General features: G+C 62.8%; 12 protein-coding genes. 8 read left to right on the plus strand and 4 right to left on the minus strand.

Annotated features, from left to right (window positions below):
* Window positions 1–10: 10 nt before the first annotated feature.
* From modA to HMPREF2537_RS10770, 3 genes are all read left to right on the plus strand, one after another.
* Window positions 11–733 carry a molybdate ABC transporter substrate-binding protein gene (gene modA / locus HMPREF2537_RS10760; RefSeq protein ID WP_070528824.1) on the plus strand — a complete coding sequence of 241 codons (723 nt, stop codon included), beginning with the start codon at window positions 11–13 and terminating at the stop codon, window positions 731–733.
* Window positions 734–2488 (plus strand): ATP-binding cassette domain-containing protein, encoded by a 1755-nt coding sequence (locus HMPREF2537_RS10765; RefSeq protein WP_070528826.1) that lies wholly within the window; start codon window positions 734–736, stop codon window positions 2486–2488.
* A 117-nt stretch (window positions 2489–2605) separates the two neighbouring features.
* Window positions 2606–3304: a helix-turn-helix transcriptional regulator gene (locus HMPREF2537_RS10770; RefSeq protein ID WP_070528829.1), complete on the plus strand. Its 699-nt coding sequence runs from the start codon at window positions 2606–2608 to the stop codon at window positions 3302–3304.
* Window positions 3305–3309: 5 nt separating this feature from the next.
* On the opposite strand, the gene thrB is transcribed toward HMPREF2537_RS10770, so the two are convergent.
* From thrB to argS, 4 genes are all read right to left on the minus strand, one after another.
* Complete coding sequence (gene thrB, locus HMPREF2537_RS10775) at window positions 3310–4233, minus strand: homoserine kinase (protein WP_070528831.1); 924 nt, start codon at window positions 4231–4233, stop codon at window positions 3310–3312.
* A gap of 17 nt (window positions 4234–4250) precedes the next feature.
* Window positions 4251–5576, minus strand: coding sequence for a homoserine dehydrogenase (locus tag HMPREF2537_RS10780; protein ID WP_070528834.1), 1326 nt, complete (start codon window positions 5574–5576; stop codon window positions 4251–4253).
* 151 nt (window positions 5577–5727) lie between these two features.
* Window positions 5728–7065, minus strand: a complete 1338-nt coding sequence (gene lysA / locus HMPREF2537_RS10785) for a diaminopimelate decarboxylase (protein ID WP_070528837.1) — start codon at window positions 7063–7065, stop codon at window positions 5728–5730.
* Between the two features lie 12 nt (window positions 7066–7077).
* Complete coding sequence (argS, locus tag HMPREF2537_RS10790) at window positions 7078–8739, minus strand: arginine--tRNA ligase (protein WP_070528839.1); 1662 nt, start codon at window positions 8737–8739, stop codon at window positions 7078–7080.
* Between the two features lie 236 nt (window positions 8740–8975).
* Here argS and HMPREF2537_RS10795 point away from each other — a divergent pair, with 236 nt between their 5' ends.
* The 5 genes from HMPREF2537_RS10795 to HMPREF2537_RS10815 all read left to right on the plus strand — a co-directional run bounded on the left by HMPREF2537_RS10795 (window position 8976) and on the right by HMPREF2537_RS10815 (window position 15564).
* Window positions 8976–10628 (plus strand): L-lactate permease, encoded by a 1653-nt coding sequence (locus tag HMPREF2537_RS10795; protein ID WP_070528841.1) that lies wholly within the window; start codon window positions 8976–8978, stop codon window positions 10626–10628.
* A gap of 313 nt (window positions 10629–10941) precedes the next feature.
* Entirely contained in the window at window positions 10942–11727 is a 786-nt protein-coding gene (locus HMPREF2537_RS10800) for a (Fe-S)-binding protein (protein ID WP_010187137.1), read from the plus strand.
* The gene (locus tag HMPREF2537_RS10805; RefSeq protein WP_070443742.1) at window positions 11727–13232 is read left to right on the plus strand and encodes a LutB/LldF family L-lactate oxidation iron-sulfur protein; all 1506 of its coding nucleotides are present in this window, start codon (window positions 11727–11729) and stop codon (window positions 13230–13232) included. Before HMPREF2537_RS10800 ends, HMPREF2537_RS10805 begins: the two co-directional genes overlap by 1 nt.
* On the plus strand, window positions 13229–13858 hold the full coding sequence (locus tag HMPREF2537_RS10810; RefSeq protein ID WP_070528844.1) for a LutC/YkgG family protein: 630 nt from the start codon (window positions 13229–13231) through the stop codon (window positions 13856–13858). Before HMPREF2537_RS10805 ends, HMPREF2537_RS10810 begins: the two co-directional genes overlap by 4 nt.
* Before the next feature lie 104 nt (window positions 13859–13962).
* Window positions 13963–15564 (plus strand): alpha/beta fold hydrolase, encoded by a 1602-nt coding sequence (locus HMPREF2537_RS10815; RefSeq protein WP_070528847.1) that lies wholly within the window; start codon window positions 13963–13965, stop codon window positions 15562–15564.
* Window positions 15565–15600: the final 36 nt, after the last annotated feature.

Raw genomic sequence — 15600 nt, forward strand, 5'->3', positions numbered from 1 at the left:
CTGACTGAACATGCGCCTTCTCAAGATTGCCGTCCCCGTCCTTGCCGCCGCGCTGACTGTCGCTGGCTGCACCTCCAGCTCCGACGAGCCATTGCAGGTATTTGCAGCGTCCTCCACGCGCGTGCTCAATGACGACCTCTCCAGCGCTTCTGAAACTCCGCTGGCCTTCAACAATGGCGGCTCTTCCGCGCTCGTTCAACAGATCAATGAAGGAGCGCCCGCAGATCTGCTCCTTACTGCCTCTCGCGAGACCATGGAGAATGCGACTGCGCAAGGCAGCGTGGACACTCCTGTAGCCCTCGCTAGCAACGTCATGGTCATGGTGGTGCCGAAGGGCAATCCTTTAGGTCTGCGCTCCGCTGCCGATCTGGATTCCTCCGCACGCTTGGTTCTTTGCGATCCCAGCGTTCCCTGCGGTGCCATTTCCACGCGCATCATGGAGGCCAATAATTGGGATCTGCAGGCCTCCTCCTTGGAGGGACAGGTAGCTGACGTCCTGGGTAAGGTCGCCTCAGGTGAGGCGGACGCAGGGTGGGTTTACTCCACTGATGCCGCCGCTAACGAGGATGTCGAGGCCATTCCGCTCGACCACGCGGAAAACTTCCGCAACGAGATCATGGGCGCGGTGGTGTCTGATTCACCACGGCATGAGGAAGCCCAAGAGGTCCTCTCGCTCCTCGAGTCGGATTTTGATAGCACCTGGGAAAAGTACGGTTTCACCCCGGTGAACTAAGTGTCACCCACGTTTTTGCGCGAGCAGCGCCCGCGGACAACCTGGCCGGCCATCGCCACCGGCGCGCTCGCCGCGCTCTACATCCTTGCCCCGGTCCTCGCCCTCGGAGTGCGGGTACCGTGGCCGAAGCTCTCCGACACGCTGAGCGCTCCGGCGACCCATGACCTCCTCCGCGTCAGCCTCTCCGCAGCGGCCTTGTCGACCTTGCTGTCGACATTCCTGGGCACCTGCCTGGCGCTGTGGCTCCAGCAGCTACGCCGTGTTTCTCACCTTGTGAGGCTGGTGGTTTACCTCCCTTTGGCCTTGCCTCCTGTGGTCGGCGGCTTGGCCCTTACCGCGCTACTCGGGCGCCGTGGACTCCTTGGCCCGGCATTGGAGCAGGCAGGGCTGCACGTCTCTTTCGCCTTCCCCGGTGTCGTGGCAGCACATCTCTTTGTCACCCTCCCCTTCGTGGTGGTGGCGGTGGATTCTGCTTTGCGGCAGCTCGATCCTGAGGTCGTGGCTAGCGCGCGGGGCATCGGCCTCAGCACAAGCACCATCCTTCGGCACATCATCCTCCCGGCTATCCTCCCCGCCGTGTTCACGGGCGGTGCACTGGCTTTCGCCCGCTCACTGGGTGAATTTGGAACGACGATCACCTTCGCCGGATCCCTGCCCGGTTCTACCCGAACCATGCCGAGCGGTATCTACCTTGAACGTGAAGTCAGCGCGGACAATGCCTATGCTCTGTCGGCCGTGTTAATCGGGATAGCCATCCTTACGCTCATCGCTGCCGGAATGCCCCTGCTGCTACGGCGCCGCCGCGAGCAAGCTGTACGCGCTTTGCAGCCGATGGACCCAAATGCACTCCGCGCGGCGACTGCCCCGCTGACGCCGCCCCACGATCTTTCCGTGACGGTCGGCGACACCACCACGACGTTCCGAGGCGGGCGCGTAACCGCGGTGGTCGGACCCAACGGCGCCGGTAAGACCACACTGATGCGTTTTATTAGCGGGCGGCTCCAGGGAGCGCAAACTAACACTGAACGCGTCATCATGCTCTCTCAAAACCCCGGGCTACCGCCCACAGCCACCGTGGCTCAAGCGTTGACCATGGTGACCAATGACCCGCGACGGACGGAGGAGTTACTGAAGGCCGCCGGACTGCAGGAGCTAGTCCATGTCTCCGAGCTCTCCGGCGGCCAGGCCGCGCAAGTTGCACTTCTGCGCGCGCTCGCGGCACGGCCAGAGGTATTGGTTGCGGATGAGCCCTTTGCCGCCATGGACGTCGAATCCGCCGCACGGTGGCGCCACCTCCTGTGTATCTCGGCCGCTGACCGCACCACGGTCATTGTCACCCACAGCCGCGTGGACCTCACCACGCTTGCGGATGACGTCGCGGTGATGGAAGCCGGCGAAGTCACTTCCCAAGGCCCTGCGGACCGACTATTGGAGCAGCCCACCACCCGCTTCATGGCGGAGCTAGCGGGCGTTAATGTTCTGCGCGGTTCCCTCAGAGGAGACGCGTTTGCTCCAGACCGCGACGGTGAGCACTGGGCGGCCTTCCCGCAGTCAGCGCTGCACTTCGACTCCACTGACGCGCAGCATGCCACCAGTTTGAGTGCCACCATTGTGGCTGATTTGGGAAGCTCTACCCTCGTTGATATCGACGGCCAACGGGTCACGGTGGGCCAGCCAGCGCGTAAAAACGCTCCCGGTCAGGCGGTGCCGGTGGCGCTCGACTCCAGCGCCCTCACGGTCTATACCCGTACTTAATCTACTGGGTCTGCCCACGTCGTGAGGAAGATCTCGGTATTTAAACTCACCACGATAGTAGAAATTCGACGGAGTGGATGTAGGATCCTCGTAGCGTTTACCAAGGAGCTACAGTCCATGTCCACAATGTCTACCCATAGTCCTCGCTCATCTAGCGAGCTATTTCCTGACACGATGAGGCTCTCCCCCAAGCAGCGCGAAGTCCTCTCGGTTCTACAGACGTTCCCGCAAGGAGCGCGGGCCGCAGCAATTGCTAAGAAAATGGGCATGCACGTTAACACAGCGCGCGGGCATCTGGACGAACTCGTCGGAGCCGGGGCGGTGCGGGTAGTCACTGCCCCAGCGAAAGGGCGTGGGCGCCCCTCCCTGATCTTCCAAGTGCGGGTACCCGACAACCGTTCGGTGGCGGAAGAATACGTCACGCTGATTAGCGTGTTAGTCAAAGCGCTCGCGGATAAAAATCAACTCAATGATTATTCTTCCGAACAAGCACGAGAGATCGGCCGCGCATGGGCTAAGGCCGCGGCCAGCAGCCACGGCGCTGAGGCGCTGGCACCGCTCTACCAAACCATGCGCGATATGGGCTTTGACCCGGTAACCTCGGCCGAGCAATTCGACCAGGAGGGCCGCACCGACGTGGAGCTGAACGCCTGCCCCTTTGTGACCGCCGGTGTAGAGCCCTCCCCCTTCGTCTGCGCCATCCACGATGGCTACTTAGAGCAGGCGGCTGCCGATTCCGGCGGTCGGTTAAACCTGAAGCTCATCCCCAAGTCCGGCAACGGTGTGTGCCGGATCAGTGTGGAAAAGTCCAGCTAACTAGCCTAGCCACGCTCGACGGAGACCGGCCCGGCGACCTCCAGCTCCAGCACGCGCAGGTTCTGCTCGCGGGCGTCATCGAGGATGGCTTCCTCGATGGGCTCGGTGTGCAGGACCATGACGGTAGGGCCGGCGCCCGACAAGTAGGCGGCATAGCCGCGGTTGCGCAGACGGTTGACCCACTCCGCGGTAACCGGCAGCACGTCAGCGCGGTAAGGCTGGTGCAAACGGTCGCGGGTGCCTTCCCACAGCAGGTCCGGATAGGCCGTCAGAGCCGCCACGTTCACCGCGGTGCGGGAGACGTTGAAGGCGGCGTCGGCATGCGTGACGTGCGAAGGCAGCACGCGGCGCACTGCCTGCGTCGAGGCATGGAAGTCCGGGACCAAGGCCGTCGCCTTGATGCTCGGGTGCACCTCTAAGGTGGCGGCGCGGTACTCCGGAAGGGAGCGGCCGTCGACAGGCACGGTGGTCCAAGAGACCACAGCATTGCCTAACACGGAGGCCGCAGCATTATCCGGGTGGCCTTCGAAGGCAGATGACAGCTGCACAACCTGCTCTTCGGAGAGTGGGAATCCAGCCAAGCCGTTGCCCGCGGCAACACCTGCCACCGCGGCGGACGCCGAGGAGCCCAGGCCACGGGACTGCGGGATGTTATTCGTGCACACCACGCGCAGGCCAGAGACTTCGACGTCGGCGGCCTTGAGTGCGGAACGGATGGCCTTGACCACGAGGTGGGAGCCGTCGCGCGGCAGTTCATCGGCGCCCTCTCCGAAGATCTCTACCTCCAAGCCGGAGCGGGTGACCTCTACCTCCACGGTGTCGTAGAGGCTCAGCGCGATGCCGAGGGTGTCATAGCCCGGCCCCAGGTTGGCCGAGGAGGCGGGAACCTGGACGGTGACCTTGGAGCCTACTTCGATATCGATACTCATTGTTGTACCTAAGCTCCTTAGACGCCCAGGCGGATGACGGAGTGAACGGCCTTGACCTCATCGAGCTCTCCAAGGGCGGCGACGATATCCTCGAGGACTGCTTCCTTCGCCGCGTGGGTGACCACAATGAGGCGAGCGGTAGCATCGCCGTCTTCCTGGCGCACGGTGCGCAGGGAGACCCCGTGGCGGGCAAAGACACCGGAGATGGCGGAGAGCACGCCGGTGCGGTCTTCAACTTCCATGTCGACGTGATAACGAGTTTCCACTTCTCCGAACTCCGCAATAGGTAGGTTGGCGTAGGTGTTCTCCCCCGGTGCACGGCCGCCGTGGACAATGTTGCGTGCCGCACCGATGACATCACCCAGCACAGCAGATGCCGTGGGGTTACCGCCGGCGCCGTTGCCGTAGAACATCAGCGAGCCAGCGGCCTCTGCCTCGACGAAGATGGCGTTGTAGGACTGGCTGACCGAAGCCAGCGGGTGCTCCTTCGGCACCAAGGTCGGGTGCACGCGGGCGTTGACGGATTCCGCACCGGTCTCCTCATCGACGAGGCGCTCGCAGATAGCCAGCAGCTTGATGGAGTAGCCAGCCTGATTAGCAGCCTTGATGTCATCCGCGGTGATCTTGGAAATACCCTCGCAATAAACATCGTCGAAGGTCAGGCGGGTGTAGAAACCCAGGGATGCCAGGATGGCGGCCTTGGAGGCGGCGTCGTGGCCCTCCACGTCAGCGGTAGGATCGGCCTCCGCATAGCCCAGGCGCGTGGCCTCAGCCAGTGCGTCCTCATAGGAGGCGCCGGTGGACTCCATGGCGTCCAGGATGAAGTTCGTGGTGCCGTTGACGATTCCGGAGATGCGCTGGATCTTGTCACCGGCTAGGGAGCGGCGCAGCATGCCAACGACCGGAATGGCGGCGGCCACGGCGGCCTCGAAGTACAGGTCAACGTCGGCGCGGTCGGCGGCCTCAGCGAGCTCATCCGCGTGTGCGGCCACGAGAGCCTTGTTGGCGGTAACCACGGACTTGCCGGCATTGAGGGCTGCGAGGACGAGCTCGCGCGGGAAATCAATGCCGCCGATGACCTCGACGACGAGGTCGATATCATCGCGCAGGACAAGCGCCTTGGCGTCGTCGGTCAGCAGCTCCGCCGGCACGCCCGGGCGCAGCTTGTTCTTGTTGTGCACGGCGACGCCGCGGATCTCCACGGGGCCGCCGATGCGGTGCGCAAAAGCGTCAGCGTTCTCCTGCACGAGGCGGAAAACCTCGGCGCCCACGGTGCCAAATCCAAGCAGCGCGATTCCTACGGGTTCGCCTTCGGGCTTCTTGCTACGGTTCGTCGTCGTCATGGTGTCCCCTTGTTGAAATTGCGAAAGATTCTTACGTGCTAGCCCATCACTATACAGAACGAGCTGTCTATTTCTATACAAAATGGCCGGCACAACGTGCGACCGGCCATGTCTTTGTGAATAAAATGCGGTGAGCTGTGGCAACGCCGCGCTAGTCGACGTCCAACGCCAGCAAGTCCTCCACCGTTTCCCGGCGCAGCATGAGCGAGGCTTTGCCGTCACGCACGGAGACGACCGCCGGGCGCAAAGCACCGTTATAGCGCGAGGCCATCATGTACTGATAGGCACCGGTGGTGGCGAAAGCGAGGAGATCCCCGGTAGTGATATCCGAGGGGAAACGGCGCTCGTTGACCAGAATGTCGCCGGACTCACAGTGGAAGCCCACGATGCGCGAATCTACGGGCTCGCCCTGGGTGCGGCGGTTGACCACGCGCACGTCGTACTCCGAGCCATAGAGCGCCGGCCGGATGTTATCGGACATGCCACCGTCCACGGAGAGGTAGCGGCGCATCGGCAGATCCGCCTTGCCGGTCTCCACATCCTTGACCGTGCCCACCCGGTAGACGGTGACCGCGGAGGCGCCCACTAAAGAGCGGCCGGGCTCCACCAGCACGAAGGGCGGCTTGATACCGAGCTCGGTAGCGGTGCGCTCCACGGCGTCGAGCAGGTCCTTGGCCAGCGTGGCGACGTCGAGGGCTTCCTCGTATTCCATGTAGGGAATGCCGAAGCCGCCGCCCAAGTCCAGTTCCTCGAGGGCAACTCCGAGCTCGGAGTGGATGCGCTTGTACAGGCTCAGCACGCGCTCGGCTGCCAGCTTGAAGCCATCGGCGTTAAACACTGAGGAGCCCACGTGGCAGTGCAAGCCCACGAGCTTAAGGTTCGCGGATTCCAGCACCGTGCGAGCGACATCGAAAGCGGCGCCGGTGGACAGGGAGATGCCGAACTTTTGATCCTCGTGAGCCGTGGCGATGAATTCGTGCGTGTGGGCATCCACGCCAGGCTTCACGCGGATCATCACCGGCTGCACACGCCCGGCGGCCGCAGCGATGCTGTTGAGGCGCGAGAGCTCCGACGCGTTATCCAGCACCACATGGCCAATGCCCTCGTTTACGCACAGTTCGAGGTACTCGTCTTCCTTGTTATTGCCGTGCGCGGTCATGCGCTCCGACGGGAAGTCCGCGGCAAGCGCCAGCTTGGCCTCGTTAAGGGAGGCCACGTCAAGACACAGGCCCTCCTCATCGACCCAGCGCACGATGCGCTTGGTAATGAAAGCCTTGGAAGCATAGTGCACGTGGTCAGGGCCGCCGAAGGCCTGGGCCATGTCCCGGCAGCGCGAGCGGAAGTCCTGCTCATCGAAAACATAGAGCGGGGTGCCGTATTCTTCAGCCAGCTCGGTCAGGGAAACGCCACCAATCGAGACCACACCATCGGAGCCTCGAGCGGCGTTGCGCGGCCATACGTGGGCCGGAAGAGAATTGAAATCAGTCATCGATACCTTTTCTTACATCTTCTCCGGTGCGCTGACCCCGACCATGGTCAAGGCATTGGACATGACCTGGCGGGTGGCGCTGGCCAAGGCGAGGCGTGCAGAGTGAATCGGCTCTGTCTCTTCACCGGCCTTTGGCAGCACCTGGCACTGGTCATAGAAGCGGTGGAACACGGCGGCAAGCTCCTCGGCATAGCGCGCGATGCGGTGCGGTTCGCGCAGCGTGGCGGCGGTGGCCACAACCTCCGGGAACTCGCCCAGGGTGCGGATGAGGTCGCCCTCCTTGTCGTGGGTGAGGAGGTCGAGGGGGGCGTCGCCAAGCGCGGCGGTGTCGAAGCCCAGCTCTGCTGCCTTGCGCAGGATAGAGCAAATGCGAGCGTGGCCATACTGCACGTAGTAGACCGGGTTATCCGCCGACTGCGAAGCCCACAGGCCCAAGTCGATGTCCAGGCTGGAATCCACGGAGGAGCGCACCAGGGAGTAGCGGGCGCCGTCGACGCCAATGGCCTCGACAAGGTCATCAAGGGTGATGACGGTGCCGGCACGCTTCGACATCTTGACCGCCTTACCGTCGCGGACCAGGTTCACCATCTGCCCGATGAGCACCTCGACGGCCTCCGGGTCATAACCCAAAGCCTGGGCCGAGGCACGCAAGCGGGCGATGTAACCGTGGTGGTCAGCGCCCAGCATGTAGATGGCCAGGTCGTGGCCGCGGTCGAATTTATCGGCCACGTAGGCGATATCACCGGCGATATAGGCAGCATTGCCATCGGACTTGATGACCACGCGGTCCTTGTCGTCGCCGTATTCGGTGGACTTCAGCCACCACGCACCCTCGGCTTCGTAGAGTTTGCCGTTGTCCTTGAGCGTCTGGATAGCCTTCTCCACGGCACCGGATTCGAAGAGAGAATTCTCGTGGAAATACACGTCGAAGTCCACGCCAAACTCGTGGAGTGACTCCTTGATCTGGGCAAACATCATCTCCACGCCGTCAGCGCGGAAGTTCTCCTGGACCTCGGCATCGCTGCCCTCGAGAGCCTGCGGTTTCTTCTCCACTACCGCCTGCGCGATGTCCTTGATGTAGTCTCCGCCGTAGCCATCCTCCGGGGTGGGCTCGCCCTTGGCCGCGGCCACGAGGGAGCGAGCAAAACGGTCGATCTGTCCGCCGTGATCGTTGAAGTAGTATTCGCGAGTCACGTCCGCGCCGGAGGCCTCGAGCACGCGGCCGAGTGAGTCACCCACGGCGGCCCAGCGGGTGCCACCCAGATGGATCGGGCCAGTCGGGTTCGCGGAGACGAACTCCAGGTTGATCTTCTTGCCCTGGTAGGTGGTGTTGCTGCCGAAGGCTGCGCCGGCGTTGAGGACCTGGGCCACGATGGCGCCCTGCGCTGCGGCAGCGAGGCGAATATTAAGGAATCCCGGGCCCGCGATGGAGGCCTCATCGATGGCGTCATTGCCGGCGAGGGCATCCGCCAGCCACTGCGCCAGCTCGCGGGGCTGGGTGCCGGCCTTCTTGGCCACCTGGAGTGCCAGGTTGGTGGCGTAATCGCCGTGCTCCGGGTTGCGCGGGCGCTCCACGCTCACGGTCTCCGGCAGGACGGAGGAGTCCAGCTCATGCTCGGTGAGCACGGCGGCGGCAGTGTTCTTGATCAGGACGGAAAGATCTTCAGGATTCATAGGGCCAAAGTCTATCGTCTCCGCCGCTTGGAGGCGCTATCAGGTCTCAGACGTTAGCAAGGTCACTCACCCCCATCGGGTGAACAATGCAGCACAGCGAAGCGCCAAGTTCTACCCTAAAAGGCGTTATCTGAATCGATTCAATCTTTCGCCCTCTCGCTCGGCCGAAACATGCGGTGCCGCATCCTGGGAATCTCCACGAGGACGCCAGCGGGAGCCAACTGGAATTGAGATTTATGTCAACCTTCAACATCACCACCGACGCCATTGCTGGCAACGTCGGGCTCACCGCGCTGGTGTCCACGTTGCCGCTCATCGCGTTCTTCATCATGCTCTTGGGGCTCAAGGCCCGTGCCCACACCTCGGGTGCGGTAGCGCTTCTCGTGGCACTCCTCATCGCAGTCTTTGGCATGGACATGCCCACCGGCATGGCCCTGTCCTCCGCGGTGCGCGGCGGGCTCTTCGGTCTCTTCCCCATCGTCTGGGTGATCATTACTGCCATCTGGTTCTACGAGGTCACCGTGGCCTCCGGCCGCTTCGAGGACCTGCGCAAGACCTTCGACTTGCTGGGTGATGGCGATATTCGCATCCAGGCTATCCTCATTGCTTTCTGTTTCGGCGGACTGCTGGAGGCACTCGCCGGCTTCGGCGCACCGGTGGCTATTACTGCCACGATGATCCTAGCGCTGGGCGTGAAGCCCCTAAAGGCTGCCACCACCGTCCTCATTGCGAACACCGCCCCGGTGGCCTTCGGTGCCGTGGGCATCCCGGTCACCACCGCCGGTTCCGTGGGCGGCCGTACTGCTGAGCAGACCGCGGACATCGCCAGCCTCATCTCCCTGCAGGTGCTGCTCATCGCGGCGGTCGTGCCTTTCTTTATCCTCTTCATCCTCGACGGCATGCGCGGTGTTAGGGAAGCTGGCCCCGCAGCCGCCGTCATCGGCATCTCCTTCGCCATTGCCCAGTGGGCCGCGGCCACCTTCTTTGCCTACCAGCTCACCAACGTCGTGGCCTGCATCGTCTCCCTCGGCGCGGGCTTTATCTTCCTGCGTGTATGGAAGCCCAAGGGTGTGGACAGCCTGCGCGAGCGCATGGAGCTGCCCGCCCAGGAGGAGGTCACGGACCTCAATGGCAGCCGCATCTGGATGGCACTGCTGCCCTATGCAGTGGTCACCGCTGTCTTCGCCATCGCCACCGCGTGGCCGGCCATCTTCGGCTTCCTGCAGGTTAACGTTGCGTGGCCGCTTCTCGACGGCACCGTCTTCGACGCCGAAGGCCAAGCCATGGACACCGCCTTCACGTTCAACGTGCTGGGCAACCCGGGAACCCTACTGCTGATTTCCGGCATCATCGTGGCCCTTATCTACATGACCTTCAACGAGAACGGCCGCTACAAGCTGGAAGCTTCCGAGCTGCTGGCTAAGTTCGGCGAGGTTATCTCCCGTATGAAGTTCTCGGCGCTGACCATCATCCTGGTCCTGGCGCTGGCCTACACCATGAACTACTCCGGCCAGACCATCTCCATCGGCCAGTTCGTGGCTTCCGTTGGCGGCATCTTCGCGCTCTTCTCCCCCGTCCTGGGCTGGATCGGCACCGCGGTGACCGGTTCGGATACCTCCGCCAACGCACTCTTTGCCAACCTGCAAGTCACCGCCGCCGAGCGCATCGGCGTCAACCCGGACCTGATGTTGGCCGCCAATACCTCGGGTGGCGTTGTGGGCAAGATGATCTCCCCGCAGTCACTGGCCATCGCGGCCACCGCCGTGCAGATGGAGGGCGAGGAATCCCGCATCTTCAAGGCGGTCGTGGGCTACTCCGTGGCCTTCCTCGCCGTCGTGTGCGTCATCGTCTTCCTCATGAGCAACGTGCTGGGCTTCCTGGTTCCTTAAGTTCTCAGTCCTCAGCACCATCTACCCCCAGAATCGGGCACTTCGCTCCCCGCGTCTGGGGGTTTTCGCGTGCCCACGTTTTGTGACCGCTTTATCTCTGCACGTAAGGAATTTCACAACATTAGTGTTGCGATAAAACACCAGGTAGGAGGACTAATCCCATCTCGATAATGTGAGTTTTGGGCGGTAGGCTCAAAGATACAAACTCGAAAAATGCCCAGTGCGGCTGTCCTGGTAGCGCGCATCCGAGCACAACTCCGCTGTGCACAGCACGGGACAAGCCACATGGAGGCAGATTAAGGAGCGCTCACAAATGCGAATAGCATTGTTTTCCACCTGCATCGGTGACTCACTTTTCCCCGATGCCCACAAGGCCACGGCCCTGATCCTCTCCCGCCTGGGCTACGACGTCGTCTTCCCCGAGGAACAGACTTGTTGCGGCCAGATGCACATCAACACCGGCTACCAGGAGCAGACCTTGGGCATGATCCGCACCTACGCGGACGCCTTTGCGGACCCCTCCATCGACTACGTGGTCTCCGCCTCCGGCTCCTGCGTGGGCGCCGTGCGTGAGCAGCACGAGATGATCGCTGATCGTTTCGGTACCTCCGCCGATGTGGACGGCGCCAAGAAGGCAGCCGGCAAGACCCTGGATCTGCCGGAGTTTCTTGTCGACGTCGCCGGGGTCACCAACGTCGGCGCTTTCTTCCCGCACCGCGTGACCTACCACCCCTCCTGCCACGGCCTGCGCTTCCTCAAGTTGGGTGACCGCCCCTACCAGCTCCTTAAAGAGGTCGAGGGAATCGACCTCGCCCCGCTGCCTAATGCTGAAGAGTGCTGTGGCTTCGGCGGCACCTTCGCGCTCAAGAACGCCGAGGTTTCTGCCGCGATGGTGGGTGACAAAACCCGCCACATCCGCGAAACCGAGGCCGAATACGTCACCGGCGGTGACTCCTCCTGCCTGATGAACATCGGTGGCGCTTTGGCTCGCCAGCGCTCCGGTGTTCGCGCTATCCACCTGGCGGAAATCCTCGCCTCCACCAAGGAACACCCGTGGACTCCCACCTCCGCGGCCTACTCCAAGGAGAAGATGCTCTAATGACTTCCTTCCTCGACACCACCCCTCCCCGCGCCCCAGAAGGCTACGGCAACCTGCGCGGATCGAAGGCCTTCGTGCCGCTGGCTCACGTGGGTCTCAACAACGCCACCCAGCGCCGCAACCTGCACCACGCCACCACCACGATTCGTGACAAGCGCCAGCACGCCGTTGATGAAACACCGGACTGGGAGCAGCTTCGCGACGCCGGCTCTGCACTCAAGGATGATGTCGCCGTGCGCATGGGCGAACTGCTGCTCCAATTCGAAGAGCAGGTGACCAAGCGCGGAGGCATCGTCCACTGGGCACGCGACGCCAAGGAAGCCAACGAGATCATCGAGGGGCTTATCCGCGAAACCGGTGAGACCGACGTGGTCAAGATTAAGTCCATGGCTACCCAGGAAATCGCTCTCAACGAGCACCTGGAAGAGGCCGGCATCCACGCCCAGGAAACTGACCTGGCGGAGCTCATCGTCCAGCTGGGTGAGGACAAGCCTTCCCACATTCTGGTCCCGGCTATTCACCGCAACCGCGCGGAGATCCGTGACATCTTTGTCAACAAGATGCCGAATACGGATGACTCCCTCAAGGCCGAGCCGGCGGAGCTGGCCGAAGCATCCCGCCAGTTCCTGCGCGAGCAGTTCATGAAGGCTAAGGTCGCCATCTCCGGCGCCAACTTCGGTGTGGCAGAAACCGGCACCATCAACATCGTGGAGTCTGAGGGCAATGGCCGCATGTGCCTGACCCTGCCGGAGACCCTCATTACCGTGATGGGTATTGAGAAGCTGGTCCCGACTTTCCAGGACCTCGAGGTCTTCCTGCAGCTGCTGCCGCGCTCCTCCACCGCGGAGCGCATGAACCCGTACACCTCCATGTGGTCGGGCGTGACCGAAGGTGACGGCCCGCAGAACTTCCACATCGTGTTGCTGGATAACGGCCGCACCGCTGCACTGTCCTCCCCCAAGGGACACGAGGCACTCAAGTGCATTCGCTGCTCTGCCTGCCTGAACGTCTGCCCGGTCTACGAGCGCGCCGGCGGCCACGCCTATGGCTCGGTCTACCCGGGCCCGATCGGCATCTCCCTGACGCCGCAGCTGACTGGCATGAAGGACCACAACGATCCGTCGGCAAGCTTGCCCTACGCCTGCTCCCTGTGTGGCCGCTGCGATGAGGTGTGCCCGGTGCGCATCCCGCTCTCCCAGGTCATTCTGGAAAACCGCTACCAGAAGGTCACCCACGCCACCCCGCCGGTCGAGGAGAAGCTCTTCCAGGTCGTGGAGCTGGTGTGGAAGAACCCGAAGATTTGGAACCAGATCACCCACATGGTGGCGCTCGGCCGTGTCCTCGGTGGTTTCAACGGAGTCATCGACAAGCTGCCGCTGTTCATGTCTGGTTGGTCCGAGGTACGCGATACTGCCGTTCCGCCGAAGAAGTCCTTCCGCCAATGGTTCAACACCGACGAAGCTCAAGAACTCCTCGCCCAAGCCAAGAAGGAGGGCATCAAGTGACCACCGCCAAAGAGGAAATCCTCAACCGAATTTCAGCCGCCCAGAAGCAGGCCGGCCTGCCGGAGCACGTAGACATTCCGCGCGAGTACCAGAAGCAAGGCACGCTCAACGAAGATGAGCTGCGTGAGATGCTGGTGGACCGCCTCGAAGACTACAAGGCTGATGTGCACGTCACCGATGAGTCTGGACTGAACTCCACCCTTGTGGACATCCTCACCGAGCGCGGCTGCTCGAACGTCGTCTACGCACCCGGCATGGACGCTGGGCTTCTCGACGGCTTCGAGGGAACCATTACCCCGGATGACAATGCCAAGGACCCGCGCGAGCTCGACGCCGTCGATGCAGTGGTGACCGAATCCCACGTCACCTCCGCCCAGACCGGCACCATCGTGCTCGAGTCCAATGAGACCTGTGGCCGCCGCGCGCTGACCTTGGTGCCGGACCGTCACGTGTGCATCGTGCGCAAGGACCAGATTGTCTATGGCGTCCCGGAGATGGTCTCCCGCATGAACCCGGAGCGCCCGGCAACGTGGATCTCGGGCCCTTCCGCGACCTCGGATATCGAGCTCTCCCGCGTGGAGGGTGTCCACGGCCCGCGTGATCTCATTGTGGTGATTGTTAAGTAATGTGACGTTCGGGGGCACCCGCCCCTTCCGAACACTCGGCTCACATCACCCCCGGCGCATAGGATAAGGCACGTACTAATTAACGATTCTAGGAGCCTTATTCTATGCGTCTTTCTCGCGTTTTAGGTTCGGTTCTGGGCCCAGTAGCTGTTGCTGCCGGCCTGGTTGCCGTGCCCGCTGTTGCTCACGCCGACCAACCCACCATCAACTGGGGCCCGTGCCCGGAGGGGGTCACCGAGGAGCGCGCCGAGTGCGGCCACGTCACCGTGCCGAAGTACTACGACGCACCGGACAAGGGCACCATCGACGTCGGTTTCATCCGCCTCAAGGCCACCGGCGAGCGCAAGGGCAGCCTGTTTACCAACCCGGGCGGCCCGAGCGGCGATGCATACGCCTGGGTGAACAACGCGAATTGGCCAGACGAGATTGAGCAGGAGTTCGACATCATCGGCGTCCAGCCGCGCGGCCTGCGCGATTCCGGCGCGCTGAACTGCTCCATGACCGCAGCCACAGGCAATCCGCTAGAGACTCTCACGAAGGCAGGTGCCGTTACCCGCAACAACTGCGAGAAGAACACCCCGGGCTACACCGACTCCCTTACCACAGAGAACACCGCCCGCGACTGGGAGGTTGTACGCCAGGCACTCGGCGATGAACGCATTAACATCGCTGGCCTGTCCTACGGCACCTTCCTGGGGTCGACCTACGCCACTCTCTTCCCGCAGCACACCGACAAGGTGGTGCTGGATTCCGGCATGAATCCGGACATGGCCTGGAACCAGATCTTCGCATCCCAGCAGGCAGGCTACGAAAATGCCCTGCATGACTTCTTTAACTTCGTGGCGAAGAACGATGACACCTACCACGCGGGCAAGACTCCGCTGAAGGCCTACGAGCGCTGGTCTCAGATTGTCGCCGCCGAGGCCGGCGTGCGCCCCACCGTATTGCCGCCGGACGCCGAGATTGGTGATCTCCCGCCGGGCCTCGAATTCGCCGGCCAGCCGGGCGCGAATATCATGACCGCCACGGGCGAACTGCGCGTGCAGGCCGAGCACCTCGCAGGCAAGGCATCCAACCCGCAGGGCATCCAGGCTACCTCCCCCACCCTCCAGGTAACGCGCGACCAGGTAGTCCCGCGCCCAGAGGCCTGGGACGCGATGGCCAAGCACATCGGTGGCATCGAACCGCTCGACTTCAACGCAATCGAGCCGCAGGCTAGCGAAGCGGACCAGGAAGCTGCGATCCAGAGCCTGGTGAATACCCAGAGCATGCAGAACATCATCATGTGCAACGAGAACACCGCCCCGATGGATCCGACGCGCATCCCGGCCTTCCTGTGGTCCAACTACGTCACCGTTGACCCCTTCACGCTGTTTAACTCCATGTACGCCTCCGGCGTCGGCTGCGGTGGCCGCGCACCAATCACCAAGCCGGTACAGGTCAGCGGCGCGCAGCTGGCTACCAAGCCGCTGCAGATTCAGTCCACCGGCGACCCGCAGACCCCGTATGCCTTCTACCGCGGCCTGTCTGACCCGATGCAGTCCCGCGTGGTGACCGTCCACGGCCCGGGCCACGGACACTTCGCCATGGGAAACCAGGCTGTGAACCAGATTGTGGTTGATTACCTGCGCACCGGTGAGGTCCACACCGCAGATGCGCCGGGCTTCTTTGACCAGCCCCAGGCTCAGGAGCAGCCCACCCAGTAACACAGGTGCGGAGCGATGAAGGGGCGGATTACTTAC

The sequence above is a fragment of the Corynebacterium sp. HMSC074E01 genome (assembly GCF_001808885.1).
In the GTDB taxonomy this organism is placed as follows: Bacteria; Actinomycetota; Actinomycetes; order Mycobacteriales; family Mycobacteriaceae; genus Corynebacterium.

Coding starts and splice junctions, on each gene's coding strand:
- HMPREF2537_RS10770 (WP_070528829.1), top strand. CDS start 2,606: ATGTCCACAATGTCTACCCATAGTCCTCGCTCATCTAGCGAGCTATTT.
- thrB (WP_070528831.1), bottom strand. CDS start 4,233: ATGAGTATCGATATCGAAGTAGGCTCCAAGGTCACCGTCCAGGTTCCC.
- HMPREF2537_RS10795 (WP_070528841.1), top strand. CDS start 8,976: ATGTCAACCTTCAACATCACCACCGACGCCATTGCTGGCAACGTCGGG.
- modA (WP_070528824.1), top strand. CDS start 11: ATGCGCCTTCTCAAGATTGCCGTCCCCGTCCTTGCCGCCGCGCTGACT.
- lysA (WP_070528837.1), bottom strand. CDS start 7,065: ATGACTGATTTCAATTCTCTTCCGGCCCACGTATGGCCGCGCAACGCC.
- HMPREF2537_RS10780 (WP_070528834.1), bottom strand. CDS start 5,576: ATGACGACGACGAACCGTAGCAAGAAGCCCGAAGGCGAACCCGTAGGA.
- HMPREF2537_RS10805 (WP_070443742.1), top strand. CDS start 11,727: ATGACTTCCTTCCTCGACACCACCCCTCCCCGCGCCCCAGAAGGCTAC.
- HMPREF2537_RS10815 (WP_070528847.1), top strand. CDS start 13,963: ATGCGTCTTTCTCGCGTTTTAGGTTCGGTTCTGGGCCCAGTAGCTGTT.
- argS (WP_070528839.1), bottom strand. CDS start 8,739: ATGAATCCTGAAGATCTTTCCGTCCTGATCAAGAACACTGCCGCCGCC.
- HMPREF2537_RS10800 (WP_010187137.1), top strand. CDS start 10,942: ATGCGAATAGCATTGTTTTCCACCTGCATCGGTGACTCACTTTTCCCC.